Below are 21925 nucleotides of genomic sequence, written 5' to 3' on the forward strand. Positions count from 1 at the left end.
GTGGCGCCTCCCCCAGATTGTGCTACCTGCGGCGTTGGGCCGGGGCTTACGTAGCGTTTAGTACGCTACGCCCCGGCCCGCCTTGCATCTGGGGCACCGCGACCCCTCCTTCGGGGGTGCTCCGTCTGCGGCGTTGCATCGCGCCGACCCCCCTCGCCTCGTTGCTCCAGGCATGCGATACATCTCGCGCGGAATTGGGGATAAGAGCGGCTGTATGCACGTGCATGCCGCGCACCGAACCCGGGCGCGAGCTCGCGATGGGAGGCCGCCATGGGGTGCGACGACACGCAGACAACAGCCGCTTCGACCGACGCGCGCCGGAGGGGGGCAGCCATTCCCTCCTCGACGGACGTGCTCATCGTCGGCGCCGGCCCTGCGGGCATCTTCTGCGCGCTCGGCCTGCTCGCTGCGGGTGACGCGCGCCACATCACGCTCGTCGAGCGCGGCCTGCCTGTCGAGAGCCGCACCTGCCCCAAGTCGCGCCTCGGCAGCTGCGTTGGCTGCGACCCCTGCCGCATCACGGCGGGCTTCTCCGGAGCGGGCGCCTTCTCCGACGGAAAGCTCTCGCTGTCGAGTGAGGTTGGCGGCGACCTGCCCGAACTGATCGGCGCCGATGCCGCCCAGGCGACGATCGATCGCGTCGATGACATCTACCTGCGTTTCGGCGCCGACCCCCACGTTGCTGGCGTCGGCCATGCGCGCGAGATCGCCGACATTCGCCTGCGCGCCATCCAGGCGGGCCTCAAGCTCGTCGACTGCCCCATCCGTCACCTCGGCACGGAGTGTGCGCGCCAGATCTACGAGCGCATCGAGCACCATCTCGAAGACGCCGGCGTCGAGCTCCTGTTCTCGACGGACTGCCTCGACCTTGCGTTCGAGGACGGCAGCTGCGTCGGTGCCTACCTCGCACCCCACGTTGCCGTGGGCAAGAGCTCCACGCCCACGCTCGTACGCGCGGCGGAGGTCGTCGTCGCCACGGGACGCTCCGGTGCCGACTGGCTCGAGCGCCTGTGTGAGGACCACGGCATAGCCCACGAGCCGGGCCCCGTCGACGTTGGCGTGCGCGTTGAGGTGCGCAACGAGGTCATGGACGAGGTCAACAACGTCCTCTACGAGTCAAAGCTCATCGGCTACCCGAAGCCGTTTAAGGACAAGGTCCGCACGTTCTGCCAGAACCCGGGCGGCATCGTCGCCCAGGAGACGTACGACGACGGACTGGCGGTCGTGAACGGTCACTCATATAAGGACGAGGCACTTCGCTCGGCGAACACAAACCTCGCCATCCTGTGCTCGCTGCACTTCCGCGCCCCGTTCGACCAGCCCATCGCCTACGCGCGCAAGGTGGGCGAGCTTGCGAACATGCTCGGCGCCGGCAGCCTGCTCGTGCAGCGCCTTGGCGACATCCTCGACGGCAAGCGCACGTGGCCGGCGGAGCTCGCGCGCTCGAACGTGCGCCCCACGCTGCCCGACGCCCAGGCCGGCGATATCACGGCTGCCCTGCCTTACCGCGCCATGAGCGACATCCTCGGCTTCATCCTCGCCGTCGACACGGTCGTGCCGGGCTTTGCTGCGCCTGAGACGCTGCTGTATGCCCCCGAGCTCAAGTTCTATTCCAACCGCGTCGCCATGGACGCCGAGCTGCGCACGCCCGTGCCTCACCTCACGTGTCTGGGAGACTCGTCGGGGTGGACGCGCGGCCTCATGATGGCCAGCGTCATGGGTCTGCGTGCGGGCGAGCGGCTCGCGGCGGAGGCGAGCGATGACGCTGGTCATGCGTAGCTAACTCAATACACCATCTATAGCCTGCAGTTTTTCTTTGCAATGCACACGCCGCTGCCCTGCGCGTCACCATTGTGAGGCGTCTCCACATGTCCGTGGTAACATATGCCTCCGCGAGCGACGGGAGAGCCCGTCCGGCGTGATCTGCCAACCTATGCACCTGCACGTGAAGCAAGCCTCGCGCAAGCCGTCGATCTGACGCGCTGCCGGGGTTGGGCGGGTCGGTGCCACATACCAGTGAAGGAGCGCACACCCATGCGCGACAAGCTCGAACGGCTCATCGCCGCATACTCGGAGCTCGAGAAGAAGCTCTCCGACCCCGCCGTGGTCAGCGACCCCAAGGAGTACGCGCGCCTTGCCAAGGAGCACTCCAGCCAGGCGGAGCTCGTCAAGAAGGCCCGCGCCTATGTCGGCGCTCTCGACGACATCGATACCGCGCGCGAGATGCTGCGCGAGGAGAGCGATCCCGAGTCCAAGGCCATGCTCCAGGAGGAGATCAACGCCAACGAGGCGCTGCTCCCGGGCCTGGAGGAAGAGATCAAGATCATGCTCATCCCCGGCGATCCCAACGATGAGAAGAACACCATCGTCGAGATCCGCGCGGGCGTCGGCGGCGACGAGGCCGCCATCTTTGCCGGCGACCTGTACGCCATGTACCGCCGCCTGGCCGACCGTCGTGGCTGGAAGATCGAGCCCATCGGTGCCAGCCCCTCGGATGCCGGCGGCTTCAAGACCATCGAGTTCAAGGTTACGGGCGACAAGGTCTACTCCATCATGAAGTTCGAGGCTGGCGTGCATCGCGTGCAGCGCGTGCCTAAGACCGAGAGCCAGGGCCGCATTCAGACATCGACGGCTACGGTGGCCGTCATGCCGGAGGCCGACGAGATCGACGTCCAGATCGACCCGTCCGACCTGCGCATCGACACGTATTGCGCTTCGGGCCCCGGTGGCCAGTGCGTCAACACGACGTACTCTGCTGTGCGCATCACGCACCTGCCGACGAACACGGTCGTGCAGTCGCAGGACCAGCGCTCACAGATCCAGAACCGCGAGGTGTGCATGCAGGTGCTGCGCGCTCGCCTCTACGAGATGGAGCTCGAGCGTCAGCAGGCAGAGCTTGGTGCTGAGCGCCTCGCACAGATTGGCCATGGCAACCGCGCCGAGAAGATTCGCACGTACAACCAGCCGCAGGACCGCGTTACCGACCACCGCATCGGCTTCAACTCCACGTATTCGGGCGTTCTCCTGGCGGAGAGCCTCGACGACGTGACCGATGCGCTCGCAGCCGCCGATCGCGCAGATCGACTGGCTGCTGCCGTATAAGCGATGAGGCGCGAGGCGCCGCCCGGACGAGCTCGGTAGTCCCGGCGGCGCCCGTTGTCTCGAAAGGAGGGGCATCCGCTGATGGAGAAGTCCCCCGTGAGGCCTCGACCGTGGGCCCGTGGCGCGTTTGCGCTGATCGCCTGCGCGCTGTTGTGCTGCGCTGTTGCGCTTGCGTCGCTGGCTCCTGCCTCCGCGTTGGCTGAGGAGGACCCGGCATCGGCTGGCTTCGTCACGGTGAGCGGCGCCCAGGGCGTCGACGAAGCTGCGACGTACGCCACGTTTGAAGACGCCGCCTCGGCCCTGACGGCTTCCCCCGCAGTTGCGGAGGGCGCCACGTCCGTCACGCTCGTCGTGCACGGCTCCGTGACGCTTGCGTCGCCCGTGTCGTTGGGCGCGCCTGCGGGTGCGTTGACCGTCGGCATCGTGTCGGGCGACGACGCGGCACAGATCGTGACGTCTTCAGGCGCCGATGCCTCTCTGACGACGCCTGCGTGCTCGCTCGTTGTGAGTGGCGTCTCGTTCGTCGGACCCGTGGGGCTGAGCTCGGCAGCGGATCTTTCCATCGACGGCTGCTCGTTCTCGTCGACGCTGACGAGCAGCGTGGCGGGCGTTGCTTCCGTGTGTGCCAACGAGTTTTCGACGGCGACTGGCGATGCTCGCGCTCTTGCCATAACGCTGGCATCCGAGGGATCCTCGCTGACGTTCAGCGCTAACGGGGTGTATGGCTACGGAGCCGGCCTGATGGTTTCGCTGGCTGAGAGCGCCGCCCACCCCTCTCTGTCCGTGACGGGAAACTCGTTCTCTCTGGGTGGCAGCGCCGCCGTGCAGCCGGTCCTGCGCATCGCCGGTTCTCCCTGGTCGCCTTCCACGGTGACGTTCGACGGCAACGACGTGACGTCTGCCACGTGCCTCATCTTGCTCGACGCGAGCTTCGGCATCGAGAATCCCCAGTACGCCTTCGACGAGACGCTTTCGCGTGGCATTTGCCTGACGGAGGCCACGCTTGACGCTCCCGGCATTGCCGGCGTGTTTGAGCTCGTGGGTCGCGGCTCGGGCGATGGCGCCGCGAACAGCGCTGTGCTCCAGGCCGACGCGTCTGCCCTGGGCGCAAACGCTGCCGCTGCCGATATCGCGGCACAGGCGTCTGCTCTGCTGGTGCCCAATGAGGATGCACCTGCCGCGTCGGAAAAGGCCGTCACCGGCGATGAGCCGGTCGCAGCCGCAGACGCTACCGTAGCAGGTGTCGAAACGGCTGTTCCTGCGGCCACGTCCGCTGCATTCATCGTGACCTACGACGCTAACGGCGCCTCAGCGGGTGTCGCACCTGAAGCGGTCAGTGTCAACGCCGGCATGCAGGCGTCCGTGGCGACGGCGGGCTCGCTTGTGAACGCGGGCTATGAGTTCCGCGGCTGGAACACAGCCGCCGACGGATCGGGTCTGTTCTATGCGGTCGGCCAGGTCTTTGTACCTTCGTCCGACGTGACGCTATACGCGCAGTGGGTGCCGACGGGCACGGTTGCCACGGTGAGCGTGACGAGCGCCGCCCTGGGGGCGTAGCGGACGCATGGTAGCGGCAGATGCTTCGAACGGGGAGCGCAAGCTCTGGACGGTGTGCTCCGCTCTCGAGTGGACGCGTGACTTTCTGACGCGCCGTGGTGACGAGCACCCGCGCCTATCGGCGGAATGGCTGCTCTGTGCCGCGACAGGCCTGTCGCGCGTCGACCTCTACGTTAACTACGATCGCCCGCTCGACGCCGCCGAGCTTTCGACGCTGCACGACGGCGTTGCCCGGCGTGGCCGGGGTGAGCCGCTGCAGTACGTCACGGGCGAGGTGGGCTTCCGTCATATCGTGCTCAAGTGCGCGCCGGGCGTGCTCATCCCGCGGCCCGAGACGGAGATCCTCGTCGACGAGGTGCTGTCCTACCTCAACGAACGTGTAGCTCAGGCCGACGTGCCTGCGGGACCGCCGGCGCCGCTGCGCGTGCTGGAGGTCGGCACGGGGACGGGGTGCATATCGCTGTCCATCGCGGGGGAGTGCCCGGCCGCGCGCGTCGTTGCCACGGACATCTCTCCGACGGCCGTCGAACTCGCGACGCGCAATCGCGACGCTCTTGGGCTGGCCGGCAGTGTCGACATCGTGCAGGCCGATCTCGCGACGGGCGTCGCTGGTGCCGATGACGGTGCGTTTGACGTGCTCGTCTCCAATCCCCCGTACATCCCGTCTGCCCAGATGGCCCTGCTGCCGCGCGAGGTTGGCGGCTTCGAGCCGGCGCTCGCGCTTGACGGCGGCCCCGACGGGCTCGACGTGTTCCGCCGCCTCGTCGACCTCGGTACGCGTGCCCTGCGTCCCGGCGGCCTGCTCGCCTGCGAGCTGCACGAGGACACGCTCGTGGCGGCAAGCGAGCTGCCCGGCGTGCGCGCCGGATATCGCGACGTGCGCATCGTGCGCGATCTGACGGGTCGCGACCGCATCCTGTGCGCCGTCCGCGCAGGCGATGCTCCTGACCCGAGGACGGCGATCGAGGGGGAGGTCGAGCTCTGATGGGGCGGGTCCTACGCGTGAGTTGGGACGAGCCCGAGCCCTCCGTCATAGCGGACGCTGCAGATGCCCTGCGCTCGGGCGGTGTCGCTGTCGTTCCCACCGACACGGTCTACGGCGTAGCGCAGTCCGTCGGTGCGAACCCCGACGGCGCCGCGGGCCTATTCGCTCTCAAGCGCCGCCCGCATGACAAGGCCATCCCCTGGCTCGTCGCCGACGCCTCCGCCCTCGGCGTCTATGGAACAGACGTCCCTGCCTATGCCCGTGCCCTCGCGCGTGAGCTGTGGCCAGGGGGACTCACACTTGTCGTGCGTGCTTCCGATGCGGTGCCCCCGGCCTATCTCGGCCCTGACGGCACAATTGCCCTGCGTATGCCTGCCGCTCCGCCCGTCGTCGCGCTGTCTTGCGAGCTTGGATGCCCGCTTGCCACGACGAGCGCCAACACGAGCGGCGTGCCTGCCGTCGACGCGTTCTCGGAGCTTGAGGCGCGCATCGTCGAGGGCGCTGCCGTTGCGCTCGACGATGCAAAGCCGCATCACGGTACGCAGGCGTCGACAGTCGTCGTCTGTACGGACGCGCACGCCCCCGGCATAGCGCGCGAGGGCGCCATACCTGCGGCGCAGATCATGGAGATCGTCGCCGCGTCCTAGCGACGAGGCTTGCGCGGCACCTGCGGGTTAGAATGGCTCGTAACTGCGGATTCGCACGCCATTGAGAGGGGTCCTACCATGCGCATCGCCATCGCCTCCGACCACGCCGGCTTCGAGCAGAAGCAGCAGCTCGTGCCGTTCCTTAAGGAGCTAGGCAACGAGGTGATCGATCTGGGCCCCGAAGACGCTGAGCGCGTCGACTACCCCGACTACGCAGTCAAGGTTGCGCATGCTGTCGCACAGGGCGAGGCCGATCGCGGCGTGCTCGTGTGTGGCACGGGCATCGGCATGGCACTCGCGGCCGACAAGGTGCGCGGCATCCGCGCCTCGAGCATCACGAGCCCCGAGTTCGCTGATCTCGCGCGCCGTCACAACGACCTGAACGTCATCACGCTGTCCGGCCGCTTCGTGAGCCTCGAGGAGAACAAGCGCATCCTCAAGGTCTTCCTCGTCAGTGAGTTCGAGGGCGGCCGTCACGCCCAGCGCGTCGCGAAGATCATGGCGCTTGACGTTGCCGAGAAGCTTACGTCCGCTCCGCAGGCGCCTCACGTGACGCCCGTGCGCTCGACGCTCGCTGAGAGCATCGACGCCAAGCTCGACGCGAAGTTCGGCCCGGCCGATCCCAGCGCCAACTAGCCGTCGTGGACGCCACCCAGGGCCACATCCCAGAAGCGACGCCAGCGTGCGCGCAGGTGCCGGGGCACGGTGCCTGCGCACGTCCTAGCTGGGATGACTACTTCATGCAGATCGCGCACGTCGTCGCCACACGATCGACGTGCGTTCGTCGCCACGTGGGTGCCGTGCTCGTCTACGACAAGCGCATCCTGGCGACGGGCTACAACGGTGTGCCGTCGGGTATCGAGCACTGTGACGTGCGTGGTTGCCTACGCGAGCAGCTCGGCATCCCCTCAGGCGTGCAGCACGAGCTGTGCCGGGGGCTGCACGCCGAGCAGAACGCTCTTGTCCAGGCTGCGCGACACGGTGGCATTGCCTCGGACGGTGCGACGCTCTACTGCACGGCGCATCCGTGCGTCCAGTGTACGAAGATGCTCATCAACGCTGGCGTGCGCCGCATCGTGTTTGGCGAGTCCTACCCCGACGAGCTCAGCTGCGCCCTGCTCGAGGAAGCCGGGGTGGACGTCGTGCACTACGACAAGGCGTCGCAGGGGGCACTCGCAGCCCAGCTCCCGGTGCTTGCTCCCGAGCTTCACCCCCTCTAACCTGGGCATTTTATCTGATTGTACGACGCGTGTAAGACGCCGCTGCCGGGTGAAATGGGCGCTTTTGCGGGGATTGTGAAGTTTGTCGACAGTCTGTCGGGACGATGAGTATATTCTTCAGTGTGTGCGTTGAAACGGTGGCCGGCGATAGGTACCATACATCAGGCTGCCGCTGCGCCACGGCGGGATTTGTTTGCTCGCACGAGGTGCGGAGCGCGTAGGAGAGGGTGTGAGCTGCGGTAATGGAAGGTGAAGTGCTTCCCATCGTCGCTGGGGCCCTCTGTGGGGCGGCAGGCGGTGCACCGTATCTGGTCGCATTCGCCTACGCAAAGCGCGCGCATGGGCTCAGTGTTCTGCCGGCTCTTGTTGCTGTGGGAGCGTCGGTTTTGATCGTGGCGGTGTCGCTGCTTGGCGCGTATGTACTTGCGCGCTCTGCGATGGCCCCATTCACGATCGCGTTCGTTGCGTTGTTCTTCGTTATGGTTATCATCGGTGCGGTGTGGTTCCTGAAGAAGCCGCGTCCTGACGTGAGGAGCAAGTAGACATGGAAGCCTTGGCAAACCTGCCGCAGGAGATCGACCACCTCGTCTCGGAGTTCTTCGCTCCAGCGATGTACGGCAACGAGATCTTCGGCCTCACCCAGTACATCTTCTGGATGCTGGTCGCTGTCGTCCTGCTCCTCATCATCATCTTCGCCGCCAAGAGGCGCGTCTCCCTCGTTCCCAAGGGCCGCTTCGTGAACGCCATTGAGTTTGCGGTCGAGTTCGTGCGCAACGACGTTGTCATGGCCACGATCGGCCCCAAGGGCGCCAAGCACGTGCCCTTCCTGCTCTCGCTGTTCTTCTTCATCGCCATCTGCAACATCGTGGGTATCATCCCCGGCTGCAAGCCTGGCACGGGCACGATCGGCGTCACAGCGGCCCTGGCCACCGTCTCGTTCGTGTACTTCATCCGCGTCTCCATCCAGAACCTCGGCGTGGGTGGCTACATCAAGTCGCTGGCCCCCAAGGGCGTTGTTGCGCCGCTGGCCGTCTTCGTCGGCATTCTCGAGGCATTCTCGACGATCATCCGTCTTGTTTCTCTCGCCATCCGACTGTTCGCCAACATGTTCGCCGGCCACGTCGTCATGGGCACGTTCGCTCTCATGACGTCGCTGTGCATCATGCCGATGCTCATGGACTTTACGATGGGCACGCTCGCCGGCGCCCTGCCCTCCATCGTGTGGATGGTCATCCTCATCCTCATCTATGCCATCGAGATGGCGGTTGCCGTCATCCAGGCCTACGTCTTCACGATCCTGAGCACGGTCTACATCCAGCTCGCTGAGTCCGAGCACTAAGGTTTGAGGCAAGCCTGAGGGTTGCGAAAGCAGCTCAACGGCAAGACGGCGTCCACGGGCGCCACAGTGTTGGTCATTGCGGCCGTCGCGGCCGATGACATAGGCAATGCGTGTTCTATTGGAAAAGCTCGGCAAAGAGGTCGGGCACCTGTTCTGAGGAGGAACAATGGGCGTTATTGGTTATGGTCTTGCCGTTATCGGTGCCAGCCTGGGCATTGGCCTGGCTGCGTACGGCTCCACGACCGGCATGGCTCGCCAGCCTGAGGTTCAGGGTCGTCTGTTCACGGTGTTCATCCTGGCCGCCGCCTTCTGCGAGGCTCTGGGCCTCATCGGCTTCGTGGCTACCCTCATCGCCTAGTTTTCAGACGATGAGCACTGTTAGCCAACGAGTCGATGGAGGTGAGTCAATGAAGACACGCAAGCCTGTCGCCGCGGCGTACACGCTGCCTTTCGCAGCTGCCCTCACCGCACTGGCCACTCCGTCGTTCGCGTTCGCTGAAGAGGAGTCCGGCGCTGGACTCTCGATGATCATCCCGAAGATGAACGAGTTCATCCCGGCGCTGATTGCGTTCCTGGTGATCTGGTTCGTCCTTGCCAAGTTCGCGTGGCCTACGATCGTAGGCATGCTCGACAAGCGCTCGGAGACCATCAAGAACAACCTCGAAGAGGCTGAGGCCGCTAAGATCGAGGCCCAGCGTTCTCTCGATGAGTACAAGAAGCAGCTCGCTGACGCTCGTCGTGAGGCCGCTGGCATCGTTGACGAGGCTCGCCGTGCCGGTGAGCAGGTCAAGGCCGACATCACGGCTCAGGCCCAGGTTCAGGCCGACGAGATGCTTGCCAAGGCCAAGAAGACCATCGAGAAGGAGAAGCTGGCCGCTATCGCCGACCTGCAGGGCTCCGTCGCGGATCTCTCGGTTGCGGTTGCCGGTCGCTTCATCGGTCAGGACCTGTCCGACGCCGATCAGCGCAAGCTGATCGAGAAGTACGTCGCTGAGGCGGGGACCCTCGATGCCAACTAATCGCACTCTGGACAAGCAGAGCGTCGCTACGTACGTCTCCTGCCTCCTTGAGGCCGCCCAGGCGTCTGAGCGGGTCTTCGAGAACATTGACGACCTGCGCTGCGTCTACGCGACGGTGAACAAGTCCGCCCAGATGCGTGAGTTCCTCGGGAACGCCAACGTTCCCGCAGAGAACCGGTCGGCGCTCATCAGGGACGCCTTTGCGGGGCTCGCACCCGAGGTCGTCTCGGTCATCGCGGTCATGGCAGAGCGTGGCGACATGCGTCTGCTCGGCCGCGTGGTCACGGCGTACGGAGAGGCCGCCGAGAAGGCGACCAACACGATCGTGGTGGACGTCACCACGGCCGTTGCACTTGATGACCACCTTCGCGAGGTCATCAAGAAGAAGCTTTCCGCCGATCTCGGCGGGGAGGTTCGCCTCAATGAGAAGGTGGACCGCTCCATCGTGGGAGGCATCATCATGAGCACGCATGGCAAGCGCATGGACGCGAGCGTCAAGACGCAGCTGACCCATGCTCGTGCGGTGCTTTCGACCGCGTCTACCGGAGGTGAGAAGTAATGGCGGAGATTACCGCTGCTAACATCGAGGCGGCGCTCAAGAAGCAGCTCGACTCGCTGAACACCACGGTTGACACGCGCGGGGTCGGTACGGTCATTCAGGTCGGAGACGGCATCGCCCGTATCGAGGGCCTGCGCGACGCCATGGCTGGCGAGCTCCTCGAGTTCGTGAGCTCGACGGGCAAGAAGGTCTATGGCCTTGCGCAGAACCTCGAGGAGGAAGAGGTCGGCGCCGTTCTGCTCGGTGACGTTGACGTCATCAAGGAGAACGACGAGGTTCATACGACCGGCCGCATTCTCGAGATTCCCGTTTCGCGGGAGATGCTCGGCCGCGTTGTCAACCCGCTGGGCCAGCCCATCGATGGTCTGGGCCCCATCCACGCTGAGGGTGCTCGTCCCATCGAGTTCAAGGCCCCTGGCGTTATGAGCCGTACGCCGGTGTGCGAGCCCGTCCAGACGGGCCTGCTCGCCATCGACGCGATGATCCCGATCGGCCGCGGCCAGCGCGAGCTGATCATCGGTGACCGCAAGACGGGCAAGACGGCCGTCGGCATCGACACGATCATCAACCAGAAGAACGAGAACATGATCTGCGTGTACGTCGCCATCGGCCAGAAGGCCTCGACGGTGGCGGCCATTCGCGAGTCGCTGGAGCAGCACGGCGCCCTGGACTACACGATCATCGTGTCGGCCTCGGCCTCTGACTCTGCACCGCTGCAGTTCATCGCTCCTATGGCCGGCGCCGCCATCGGCGAGTACTTCATGTACAACGGCAAGGACGGCAAGCCGGCGTCGAAGGACAACCCCGGTGGCCACGTTCTGTGCGTGTACGACGATCTGTCGAAGCAGGCCGTGGCGTACCGCCAGATGTCGCTGACGCTGCACCGCCCGCCGGGACGTGAGGCGTACCCTGGCGACATTTTCTACCTGCACTCGCGTCTGCTTGAGCGCGCCGTCAAGCTAAACGAGGAGAACGGTTCCGGCTCGCTGACGGCTCTGCCGATCATCGAGACCCAGGCCGGTGACGTGTCGGCATACATTCCGACGAACGTCATCTCCATTACCGACGGCCAGATCTACCTGCAGACGGACCTGTTCTTCCAGGGTCAGCGCCCCGCTGTCGACGTCGGCATCTCCGTGTCGCGTGTCGGTGGTTCTGCCCAGATCAAGTCCATGAAGCAGTTCGCTGGTAACCTGCGCCTCGATCTCGCCGCCTACGACGAACTCAAGGCCTTCACCCAGTTCGGCTCCGACCTGGACAAGACGACGCAGGATCAGCTCACCCGTGGTTCGCGCATGTACGAGCTGCTTAAGCAGCCTCGCTACAAGCCGATGGACGTTGCCGACCAGGTCATGTCCATCTTCGCGGGCGTCAACGGCTTCCTGGATGACCTGGCGGTCGAGCAGGTTGTGCCGTTCCGTAACGGCCTGCTCGATAACATGCATGCCACGCACCCTGAGTTCACCGCGAAGATCAAGGCCGGCAAGGTCTCTGACGAGCTCGCTGGCGAGCTCAAGGCGGCTGTGAAGGCGTATCACGAGCAGTTCGTCGCCGAAAGCCAGGTGTAAGCATGGCTAACCTCCGCGACATCAAGAAGCGCATCACTTCGGTCAAGAGCACGAAGCAGATCACGCGCACCATGGAAATGGTGGCTACCGCGAAGATCCGTCGTGCGACTGATCGTGTCGTGGCGGCGACCCCGTACTCCGAGGCAATGTTGGAGATGCTGAGCAACCTCGCCGGTACGTCCGGCGAGGCCTCGCATCCGCTTCTCGAGGCCCATGCCGAAAAGAAGTGCGTCCTGTTTGTCGTGGTCACCTCTGACCGTGGCCTCGCAGGCGCCTTCAATACCCAGATCCTCCGTACCGCAGAGAGGATGGCCCAGGACTACGCAGCCCAGGGCGTCAGCACGAAGTTCATCCTCTGCGGCAAGAAGGCAATCGGGTACTTCGGCTATCGCGGCGTCTCGGCTGAGATGAAGTTCGCGGGCCTGTCCGCGGACCCCACGTTTGACGAGGCCAACCGCATCGCCTCCTACGCCCGCTCTGCGTACGAGAAGGGCGACGTCGACGAGGTCGTGGTGTTCTACAACCACGCTCGCAACGCCGCCGACCAGGATCTGCGCGTTGAGCAGCTCCTTCCCGTGCAGGTGCAGGCCAAGGAGACGGCAGGGACTTCTGCGGGCCCCGAGGCGACGTTCGACTTCGAGCCTGACGAGGCTGCCGTGCTTAACCGGCTCCTCCCGGCGTACGTCGTGACGATGACCTACCACGCCCTGATCGACTCGGCTGCCGGCGAGCAGGGCGCCCGCCGCAAGGCGATGAAGTCGGCCACGGATAACGCGACCGAGATCATCAACACCCTGCAGCTGCAGTACAACCGTGCACGCCAGGGCGCCATCACCACCGAGATCACCGAGATCGTCGCAGGTGCCGCGGCCCAGGAGAAGGAAGAATAGACGATGAGCGATTCCAAGAACATCGGGCGCATCGTCCGCATCATCGGCCCTGTCGTCGACGTCGAATTCGACGAGGGCAACATGCCGGCGATCTACAACGCCCTTACGGTTGACGCGGAGACCCCGGTCGGCCGCATTCAGACCGTTCTCGAGGTCGAGGCTCACCGCCCGGGCGGTATCGTCCGTACGGTCGCCATGTCTTCGACGGACGGCCTGCAGCGCGGCGCCGAGGCGGTCGACACCGGCTCCCCCATGAAGATGCCCGTTGGTCCTCAGACCCTCGGTCGCGTCTGGAACGTCATGGGTCAGCCCGTCGACAACAAGCCGATGCCTGAGGTCGAGGACTACTATCCCATTCACCATCCGGCCCCTGCCTTCGAGGAGCTCTCCACGTCCACGGAGATCTTCGAGACGGGCATCAAGGCCATCGACCTGCTTGAGCCCTACGTCCGTGGTGGCAAGACGGGTCTGTTCGGCGGCGCAGGCGTCGGCAAGACCGTTCTGATCCAGGAGCTCATCTCCAACCTGGCTATCGGTCACGGCGGCACCTCGGTCTTCACGGGCGTCGGTGAGCGCACGCGTGAGGGCACCGACCTCTACCTCGAGATGAGCGAGTCGGGCGTCATCAGCAAGACCTGCATGATTTACGGTCAGATGAACGAGCCCCCGGGAGCCCGTCTGCGCGTCGGCCTGGCTGGCCTGACGACGGCCGAGTACTTCCGTGATCAGGGTCAAGACGTTCTGCTGTTCATCGACAACATCTTCCGCTTCTCGCAGGCTGGCTCCGAGGTTTCGGCTCTGCTGGGCCGTATGCCTTCGGCGGTCGGTTACCAGCCCACGCTCTCCACGGAGATGGGCGACCTGCAGGAGCGCATTACGTCGACGAAGAACGGCTCGATCACCTCGGTCCAGGCCGTTTACGTTCCCGCTGACGACCTGACGGACCCGGCGCCCGCCACGACGTTCATTCACCTGGACGCCACGACGACGCTGAGCCGTTCGATCGCCTCGCTGGGTCTGTACCCGGCTATTGACCCGCTGGCGTCCTCTTCGTCGGCCCTTGACCCGCTGATCGTCGGCGAAGAGCACTATCGCGTGGCGACGCAGGTTCAGGAGCTGCTGCAGCAGTACTCCGACCTCAAGGACATCATCGCCATTCTGGGTATGGACGAGCTCTCCGAGGACCAGAAGCTGGTCGTCAACCGTGCTCGTAAGATCCAGCAGTTCCTGTCCCAGAACTTCCACGTCGCGGAGCAGTTCACCGGCAACCCGGGCGTCTACATGAAGCTCGAGGACACAGTGCGCTCGTTCGCTGAGATCATCGACGGCAAGTGCGACGATCTTCCCGAGCAGGCGTTCCGCTACGCCAGCGACATCAACGACGTGCGCGAGCGCGCCGCAAAGATGTCGGCCAAGTAACAACCCGTCCTTACGCTTGCACGCTCAAACGAAAGGAAGGGCGCTGACATGGCTGACACGCTGAAGTGCAAGATCGTCACGCCCGTGAAGGCGGTGTTCTCCGAGGAGGCCTCCTATGTGGGTCTTCCCGGTGAGCTCGGCGGATTCGGCGTGATGAGGGGCCACGAGCCGTTCGTCTCCAGCCTGACGGCCGGCGTGGTGCGCGTCACCACCCAGGCTGGCGGTCGCGGCCACGAGACGAAGTTCGTTGTCTCGGGTGGCTACACCGAGGTCAAGGACAACGAGGTCATCGTGCTTGCCGACAACGCGCAGGCTCTCGAGGATCTCGATGTCACGGCCGTTCGTTCTGATCTTGCCGATGCCGAGGCGCACCTCAATGCCCTGGGTGTCGACAGCCCCGAGTATGCGTACTACAAGGGGCAGAAGGCCTGGTTTGAGCTGCTTATCGCTGCCGCTACCGGCGAGCAGGCGTAACGGTTCAAACGCACGGTTTATGGTTTGACAGGCGGCCCGTCGGTGCAGATGATGCACTGGCGGGCCGCTTTTTGTAGAGGGAGCGCCCCTGGCGTTCGATCGCGGTCAAGCTATCATGTGTGCATCAGGCAAACTGCGCTATGCTTGTACGACAGGCGAGATACTGGGTACGAACGAAGTGAGCATACCTCGCGGCGCGGCATTGTCCGGCAAGGGAAGGGCGTGTGATGGACGTCATCAAGGTTGACGGTGGGGCAACGCTGTCTGGGACGATTCACGTCGAAGGCGCGAAGAACTCCGCCCTCAAGCTCATGGCAGCCACGATTATGGCGCCTGGAACATATCATCTCACCCGCATGCCCGACATCTCGGACGTACACCTGATGGGCAGCGTGCTCGAGACGCTCGGTGCTGTCGTGACGCACGAGGGGCACGAGATCACGATCGACACGACCGGCGTCGACAAGTGGGTGACGCCGTACGAGCTCGTCTCGCGCATGCGAGCCTCTATCACGGTGCTCGGCCCGCTGCTCGTGCGCTTCGGTCGTGCTGTCGTTGCTATGCCGGGCGGGTGCAACATCGGCGCGCGCTCCATCGACCAGCACCTCGTTGGCCTTGAGGCCCTTGGCGTCGTGTTTGAGAGCAGGCATGGCTACATCCACGCCGAGACGCCCAACGGGACGCGCGGCACGATGGTCACGCTTGACTTCCCCAGCGTCGGCGCAACGGAGAACGTCATGATGGCCGCCGTGGGGGCAAAGGGGACGACGATCATTGAGAACGCGGCTCGCGAGCCTGAGATCGTCGACCTTGCTCACATGCTCATTTCCATGGGTGCAGACATCACAGGGGAGGGCACGCCGATCATCGAGATCCATGGTGGCGCCTCGCTGCACGCCTGTGACCACGAGTGCGTTGGAGATCGCATTGAGGCTGGCACATTCCTCGTGGCCGGCGCTCTCTGTGGCGAAAACCTCACGGTCGAGGGCTTTGACCCCAACCATCTCGACATTCCGCTGCGCAAGATGGAGATGATGGGCGTCCCCGTCACGCGCAAGGCCGACTCCGTCACGGTGTCGCGTGCGTCGCACCTCGTGCCGGTGGACGTGCAGACGCTGCCGTATCCCGGCTTTCCGACGGACATGCAGGCTCAGTTCATGACGCTGGACTGTCTGGCCGATGGCACGAGCTACATCACGGAGAACGTCTTCGAGAATCGCTTCATGCTCGTCGCTGAGCTTGTTCGCATGGGGGCGAATATCCGCGTCGAGGAGCGACACGCGCTCGTCAAGGGGCCGTCGCGCCTTTCGGGCGCCCAGGTGAAGTCTCCCGACCTGCGTGGCGGTGCTGCGCTCGTCCTGGCGGGGCTTGTGGCCGACGGCACGACGTACGTCTCGAGCACGCACCACATCGCGCGTGGCTACGAGCGCTTCACGGAGAAGCTGAGCGAGGTCGGTGCGACGTGCTGCCACATCGACGTGCCAGATCCCGCGAAATAGGGGCGGGGAGGGCGAACAGCGCCAGATGGATCAGAAGGCTGGCACCGAAGTAAAGAACAGCGTGTTCAGGGTGATAGTCGTTGCCCTGCTGCTTTTGGTGCAGATCGCCTGGCTGCTCGTGCTCATGATGCGGTTTTACCTGTGGTCAACCGTTGTGCAGGCCGCATTCGAGGCAATAGCCGTCGTTATGGTGCTGTTCGTGCTTGGGCGCGACCAGAACGCCGCCTACAAGATTCTGTGGACGTTCGTACTGCTCATCCTGCCCGTGTTCGGTATCTTCCTGTTCATCCTCATAGAGGGCTCCATCCCTCTGCACTTTGCGCGCAGCAAGTTCGAGCGCATCGACGCTTCGCTGAGCAAGACCGTCCCGCCTCGTCCTGGCGATCTTGCCGAGCTGACAGCGGAGAACGTCGTGCTCGGAAACGAGGCGCGCTATCTTGCCGAAAAGCCATCTGGCGTGCCGGCTCCCCTCTATCGCTGCGAAGACGTTCGCTTCTACGGGGATGCGGCGTGTGGCTATAGGGCTCAGCTGACGGATATCGCAGAGGCGCGGTCGTTCGTGTTTCTTGAGTACCACGCCATCGAGGACTCAGCGGCGCTCGCCCCGCTCAAGCGCTTGCTTGCGCGCAAGGTCACCGAAGGCGTTGAGGTGCGCGTCATCTATGACGACATGGGGAGCTTTGGCTTCATCAACAAGGAGTTCATTGCGGGCATGGAGGCCATCGGCGTCCAGTGTCGCGTGTTCAACCCGTTCGTGCCTGTCGTCAGCGTCCTTCTGAACAACCGAGACCACCGCAAGATCACGGTCGTGGATGGGCACGTGGGCTATACGGGCGGCTATAACCTCGCCGACGAGTACTTCAACGTCACGCACCCCTATGGCATGTGGAAAGACACGGGTGTACGCCTGACGGGGGCGGCAGTGCGCTCGCTGACGGCGACGTTCCTCGAGATGTGGAACGCCATCGAGGAGACGGATAAGGGGGAGTTTGACCGGTACTTTCCGGCAGATGAACCTGCGACTTCGGGCGCGGGAGAGGGCTGGGTCCAGCCGTACTGTGACTCGCCTCTCGATCGCACGGCGACGGCGGAGGACGTCTACCTCAACGTCATCAAGGGCGCGACGCGGCGCCTGTGGGTGACGACGCCGTATCTGATCATCACGGATGAGATGACGCGCGAGCTCACGCTGGCTGCGCGCAGAGGTGTTGACGTGCGCATCGTGACGCCGGGAATCCCTGACAAGAAGATGGTGTATCGCGTGACGCGCTCGTACTATGCACAGTTGGCTCGCTATGGCGTGCGCATCTACGAGTGGACGCCTGGCTTCATCCACGCCAAGCAGATGCTGGTGGATGGCGACGTGGCGACGGTCGGCACGATCAACCTGGACTATCGCAGCCTCTATCTGCACTTCGAGAACGGGTGCGTCCTGTATCGGTGTCCGGCCATCGCCGATATCGCGGCCGATTTCAAGCAGACGTTCGACGAGAGCGCCGAGGTGACCGCCCAATATGCCGACGAGAAGCTCGGTCCCCTCAAGATTGGTCGTCGTATCCTGCGTCTCGTTGCTCCGCTGATGTAGGTCGTTCTTGCGGGCGGGAATTCTGCGCCAATCGGTAAGTAGGATGTGCGCTAATTGCACAGTAGAACTTGCGCCAATCGACTAGTAGAATCTGCGCTGATCGGTAAGTAGAATTTGCGCCAATTAGTAAGTAGCAGATGTAACCGGCGCATGCCTCGCGAGATAATTCGTTAGAGCACAACCTTGCGCCATATTGAATCGACTGGAGGCGACGCCGATGATTCCTCGCGAGATGAAGACGAAGCTTCTTGAGAGCGCACAGCAGTACCCCATACTTTCGATAACGGGTCCAAGACAAAGCGGCAAGACGACTCTTACCCGTCTTGCGTTTCCTGACTACGCGTACCTTTCGATGGAAAACCCTGATACGAGGGCTGAATTCGAGGACGACCCGAAGGCGTTCTTGTCACGTAATCGCTCCCATGTCATCTTTGATGAAGCACAACGTACTCCTGAGCTTTTCTCTTATCTCCAGGGCATTGTTGATGAGGATAGGATGGCGGGGCAGTTTATTCTTACGGGCTCCCAGAACTTTCTCCTCATGCGGTCAGTCAGTCAGTCTTTGGCGGGCAGAGTTGCCCTGTTCACTTTGCTGCCTATTTCGTATGAGGAGCTGAGGGGAGCCGGCGTTCCACTACAGAGTATGCCGGAATGGCTGTATCGGGGCGGATATCCTGCAACGGCCGTGCACGGTATCGATCCTCAGGATTACTTTTCTGACTACTTGGGGACATATCTCGAGCGTGATATTCGACTTGAACTCGGCGTAAGAAATCTGTCGGGTTTCGAGACGTTCGTTAGGCTGTGCGCTCTGCGATGCGGGGAGCTCCTGAACCTCTCATCGCTTGCATCCGATTGCGGGATCTCTCCGTCAACCGCTCGGGAGTGGCTGTCTACACTTGAGGCGAGCAGTATCGTGTTTCGCCTGCGTCCCCACTTCTCAAATGCAACAAAGCGACTTGTTAAGACGCCAAAGCTCTACTTTTACGACACGGGTCTTGCGGCGTATCTTATGGGGTGCGATAGCGCGGAAGCACTTTACGACACGGGCCACTTGGGCCAGTTGTTCGAGTGCGGTGTTATTTGCGAGCTCATGAAACGCTCGTACGCTAGGAAGCGCGATCCTCATTTGTCATTTTGGCGCGATGATCATAAGAGAGAGATCGATATTCTTATCGAACGCGGCATGAAGGCCATCAAGGCGGTCGAATGCAAGTCATCCACGACCTATAACTCTCGATACTTTGACAGCCTGAATGCCATAGCGGGCGATGAACTTGGACTTGATGTTGGATCGCAGGCGGTCGTATATGGTGGAGACCATGCCATGCAAACGAAACGAGGGAAAGTCGTTCCGTTCACAGAGATCGGAAGCCTGTTGGAATGACGTCTGAGGTGAACTCCTCTCGGGTCATAGATGGGGCTCGGATGGCTTGACCGACCCCAGGCCTTGCAGCGAGACGACCGCTGTTAGTAAAGCCAACGCGATCATCAGACAGGACACTAGTCCAAGCCAGGGTCCTGTTCCGCGAAACACCACCAGCAAAGCGATGACGAAGCACGGCGTTGCTCCCAGACGGGCCCCTGCAGCTATTGAGCGGGCAATGTCTGTGGCCGCCAACCCTCTGTGCGCTTTGCTTCTTGTTCTGTCCATGCTCATATGAACCACCTCGGAGTCGATTTTGTCCCCAGCTTTTTGACGCGATACTCAAAAGGTAAGGCGGCTTCGGTCTTATGTCTGTAGGCGAGGCGGAAAAGCCGCTTACAACGAGCGGTGTCTGACGCGAATTGTCCTGATGAGGGGCATGCTTGTTCATGGGGAATTGCGGTCCGTCTGCTATCAGCCAGCGTCATGTTCGCGCCATTTGGGCGCAACTTCATCGAGGCCGTTGACGTCTAGTTTTACTCTACAGCGACGCCAGTATTCCCTCACTGTTTTGTCCGAGATCCCCAATAGCCTTCCTGCCTGTGTCGATGACATGCCTGTGACATAAGAGCAAAAGACATCGAGCTCCCTACTTGTGAGCCCACGAGAAGATAAGCGAGCGAGTTCTGCCTCGGCAAGAAGGCCATGCAGCTTCTCAATAGTGATGGGGGATGAGAGACGGGGGCGGACGGAGCAACGGTCCGGCCCTTTGCGCGTTATGGGGGAATTGCTCTGGTGCTTCAGTGCTGCGATTTTTCCAGAGGGTGCCTTCGCCCCTATGCCAGACTGCATCGGCGATGGCCGTCGTTTCGGTGCGATTGCCAACGAGAGGCACAGAAGACAAAAGATTGGAGCCATCTGCCGCATCCACGGCATGGATGCTAGGCCCAGGGGCAGGAGCAAAGTTATCGGACACCACGCAAGGACACCCATGCACAGAGACGCCGCCAAGGCGAGAAGGCGCCTACCATCACATCTTCTCGCGGTGTATGCGGCCTTGTGCATGCCGAACGTGAGGATAAAGAACAATGCAAGGGGGATTGGGGAGAGGATGGCGGCCAATCCTGGGGTGGAGAACGCCTGAAATGATGGGGCATGCGCGTTGACGGGGAGAGCGGCGCTGCCTGAGCGGGAAAAGGCGAGCCCTGCTCCGATTGGGGTTCGCCGTTTCGCCGACCGGCACATGCTGCATACACAAAAGCCCCCTCCCCTATCATCCCCGCACGGTGAGGCCGTTTTGTGCGCGGATGATAGGGGAGGGGGCCGATGTGACGCGGTAGGGCTGAATCTGGGGCGGGCTCCCGACTAGTTCTGCGCCACAGCGTAGCGTCCGGCCAGCGCCTGAAGCACGTCAACCATGCCCTCGAGCGCGAACACCGGGATAAACTCGCGCACGCTGTGGAAGTTGTAGCCACCCGTCGACAGGTTGGGGCACGGCAGGCCGCGGAACGACAGCTGCGAGCCGTCGGTGCCACCGCGGATCGGCAGCGTGTACGGCTCGTAGCCACACGAGCGGAACGCCTCGTTTGCGTTGTCGATGAGATGCATGTGCGGCGCGACGACCTCGGCCATGTTGCGGTACTGGTCGCGCACGGTGACGGTGACGCGCGGCTCATCCCAGCGCTTGTTGAGCAGGTTGCCGGCGTCGACGACGAGCTGCTTCTTTGCCTCGAAGCGCTTAGCATCGTGATCGCGGATGATGTAGGTCGCGCTCGTGTGCACGCACGTGCCCTGCACGCTGGCCAGGTGGAAGAAGCCCTCGTAGCCGTCCGTGTGCTCCGGACGCTCCCAAGCGGGCAGCATGGCGTCGAACTCCTCGAAGATGTGCAGCGAGTTGATCATGATGTCCTTGGCGCTGCCGGGATGGATCTCGTGGCCGCGGATCTCGACGTCGACGCTCGCTGCGTTGAAGCACTCGTACTCGACGCCGCCGATGTCCGCGCCGTCGATGGTGTAGGCGTAGTCCGCGCCGAACTTGTCCAGGTCGAGCAGGCTGCAGCCGTGGCCGATCTCCTCATCGGGGGCGAAGCACACGGCCAGACGGGGATGGGGGATGCTCGGGTCGGCAACGATGCGAGCCACGAGCGCCATGATCTCGGCGACGCCGGCCTTGTCGTCAGCGGCCAGCAGCGTGGAGCCGTCCGTGCAGATGAGGTCCTTGCCGACGAGCTTGGGCAGGTCGGGCGTGTTCTCGGCGTTGAGCGTGATGGGCTCACCGTCCACGACGCCCAGCGTCAGCTCGCCGCCCTCATAGTGCACGATGCGAGGCTCGACGCCGTGGGCGGGCGCGTCGGGGCTGGCGTCGATGTGAGCGAGCAGGCCGAGGCAGGGCAGGTCCTCGGCGCCGGCGGAGGCGGGCACGTGGCCGATGACGTAGGCGTGCTCGTCGCAGGAGGCGTCCTCGATGCCCAGGGCGCGCAGCTCGTCGGCGAGTAGACGGGCGAGGTCGAGCTCCTCGGGGTTCGAGGGCACCTGCGCCTCGTTGGCGGGATTGGAGGGCGTTCCCACCTTAGCGTAGCGGATAAGACGATCAACGACGTCACTCATAGCGCTCCAATCAGAGGTCGGGTACGGTCGGGTGCCAGTATGGCATACATGCCATGGATGCAGGCGGTCGGGAAAGGCGGGCGCTCAGG

The 21925-nt window shown here is 63.5% G+C and carries 22 protein-coding genes; 20 read left to right on the plus strand and 2 right to left on the minus strand.

Going from position 1 to position 21925, the window contains the following annotated elements:
- Positions 1-270: 270 nt before the first annotated feature.
- The 19 genes from KHZ24_10265 (at position 271) to KHZ24_10355 (ending at position 19250) form a co-directional block, all read left to right on the plus strand.
- Positions 271-1779, plus strand: coding sequence for an FAD-binding protein (locus tag KHZ24_10265; GenBank protein MBS5451570.1), 1509 nt, complete (start codon positions 271-273; stop codon positions 1777-1779).
- 255 nt (positions 1780-2034) lie between these two features.
- Positions 2035-3102, plus strand: a complete 1068-nt coding sequence (gene prfA / locus KHZ24_10270; GenBank protein MBS5451571.1) for a peptide chain release factor 1 — start codon at positions 2035-2037, stop codon at positions 3100-3102.
- Between the two features lie 81 nt (positions 3103-3183).
- Entirely contained in the window at positions 3184-4659 is a 1476-nt protein-coding gene (locus tag KHZ24_10275) for an InlB B-repeat-containing protein (GenBank protein ID MBS5451572.1), read from the plus strand.
- 7 nt (positions 4660-4666) lie between these two features.
- A complete protein-coding gene (gene prmC, locus KHZ24_10280; GenBank protein ID MBS5451573.1) occupies positions 4667-5644 on the plus strand; it encodes a peptide chain release factor N(5)-glutamine methyltransferase in 978 nt (325 codons plus the stop codon).
- Positions 5644-6291, plus strand: a complete 648-nt coding sequence (locus KHZ24_10285; GenBank protein MBS5451574.1) for a threonylcarbamoyl-AMP synthase — start codon at positions 5644-5646, stop codon at positions 6289-6291. The genes prmC and KHZ24_10285 overlap by 1 nt, the downstream gene beginning before the upstream one ends.
- Positions 6292-6369: 78 nt before the next feature.
- Entirely contained in the window at positions 6370-6927 is a 558-nt protein-coding gene (gene rpiB, locus KHZ24_10290; protein MBS5451575.1) for a ribose 5-phosphate isomerase B, read from the plus strand.
- A gap of 104 nt (positions 6928-7031) precedes the next feature.
- On the plus strand, positions 7032-7511 hold the full coding sequence (locus KHZ24_10295; protein MBS5451576.1) for a cytidine/deoxycytidylate deaminase family protein: 480 nt from the start codon (positions 7032-7034) through the stop codon (positions 7509-7511).
- Positions 7512-7753: 242 nt separating this feature from the next.
- Entirely contained in the window at positions 7754-8053 is a 300-nt protein-coding gene (locus KHZ24_10300; protein ID MBS5451577.1) for a hypothetical protein, read from the plus strand.
- 2 nt (positions 8054-8055) lie between these two features.
- A complete protein-coding gene (atpB, locus tag KHZ24_10305; protein ID MBS5451578.1) occupies positions 8056-8850 on the plus strand; it encodes a F0F1 ATP synthase subunit A in 795 nt (264 codons plus the stop codon).
- Positions 8851-9016: 166 nt separating this feature from the next.
- Complete coding sequence (locus tag KHZ24_10310; GenBank protein ID MBS5451579.1) at positions 9017-9208, plus strand: ATPase; 192 nt, start codon at positions 9017-9019, stop codon at positions 9206-9208.
- Between the two features lie 49 nt (positions 9209-9257).
- A complete protein-coding gene (gene atpF, locus KHZ24_10315) occupies positions 9258-9869 on the plus strand; it encodes a F0F1 ATP synthase subunit B (protein ID MBS5451580.1) in 612 nt (203 codons plus the stop codon).
- Positions 9859-10428, plus strand: a complete 570-nt coding sequence (gene atpH / locus KHZ24_10320) for an ATP synthase F1 subunit delta (protein ID MBS5451581.1) — start codon at positions 9859-9861, stop codon at positions 10426-10428. The genes atpF and atpH overlap by 11 nt, the downstream gene beginning before the upstream one ends.
- Positions 10428-11996 (plus strand): F0F1 ATP synthase subunit alpha, encoded by a 1569-nt coding sequence (gene atpA / locus KHZ24_10325; GenBank protein ID MBS5451582.1) that lies wholly within the window; start codon positions 10428-10430, stop codon positions 11994-11996. Before atpH ends, atpA begins: the two co-directional genes overlap by 1 nt.
- A 2-nt stretch (positions 11997-11998) precedes the next feature.
- Entirely contained in the window at positions 11999-12886 is an 888-nt protein-coding gene (gene atpG, locus KHZ24_10330) for an ATP synthase F1 subunit gamma (protein MBS5451583.1), read from the plus strand.
- A 3-nt stretch (positions 12887-12889) separates the two neighbouring features.
- Entirely contained in the window at positions 12890-14305 is a 1416-nt protein-coding gene (gene atpD, locus KHZ24_10335) for a F0F1 ATP synthase subunit beta (GenBank protein MBS5451584.1), read from the plus strand.
- Positions 14306-14353: 48 nt separating this feature from the next.
- A complete protein-coding gene (gene atpC / locus KHZ24_10340) occupies positions 14354-14779 on the plus strand; it encodes an ATP synthase F1 subunit epsilon (protein ID MBS5451585.1) in 426 nt (141 codons plus the stop codon).
- Between the two features lie 227 nt (positions 14780-15006).
- Positions 15007-16278, plus strand: a complete 1272-nt coding sequence (gene murA / locus KHZ24_10345) for a UDP-N-acetylglucosamine 1-carboxyvinyltransferase (protein ID MBS5451586.1) — start codon at positions 15007-15009, stop codon at positions 16276-16278.
- Positions 16279-16303: 25 nt separating this feature from the next.
- Entirely contained in the window at positions 16304-17863 is a 1560-nt protein-coding gene (locus KHZ24_10350) for a PLDc N-terminal domain-containing protein (GenBank protein ID MBS5451587.1), read from the plus strand.
- A 217-nt stretch (positions 17864-18080) separates the two neighbouring features.
- Positions 18081-19250, plus strand: coding sequence for an ATP-binding protein (locus tag KHZ24_10355; GenBank protein MBS5451588.1), 1170 nt, complete (start codon positions 18081-18083; stop codon positions 19248-19250).
- Between the two features lie 453 nt (positions 19251-19703).
- Here KHZ24_10355 and KHZ24_10360 read toward each other — a convergent pair whose 3' ends face one another.
- A complete protein-coding gene (locus tag KHZ24_10360) occupies positions 19704-20081 on the minus strand; it encodes a response regulator transcription factor (GenBank protein ID MBS5451589.1) in 378 nt (125 codons plus the stop codon).
- Here KHZ24_10360 and KHZ24_10365 point away from each other — a divergent pair.
- Positions 20068-20373 carry a hypothetical protein gene (locus KHZ24_10365; protein ID MBS5451590.1) on the plus strand — a complete coding sequence of 102 codons (306 nt, stop codon included), beginning with the start codon at positions 20068-20070 and terminating at the stop codon, positions 20371-20373. The genes KHZ24_10360 and KHZ24_10365 overlap by 14 nt on opposite strands.
- Positions 20374-20594: 221 nt before the next feature.
- Here the strand turns inward: KHZ24_10365 and pepT are convergent, their stop codons facing one another.
- Positions 20595-21836 (minus strand): peptidase T, encoded by a 1242-nt coding sequence (pepT, locus tag KHZ24_10370; GenBank protein ID MBS5451591.1) that lies wholly within the window; start codon positions 21834-21836, stop codon positions 20595-20597.
- Between the last annotated feature and the right edge of the window lie 89 nt (positions 21837-21925).

Source organism: Coriobacteriia bacterium, assembly GCA_018368455.1.
Lineage (GTDB): Bacteria > Actinomycetota > Coriobacteriia > Coriobacteriales > UMGS124 > JAGZEG01.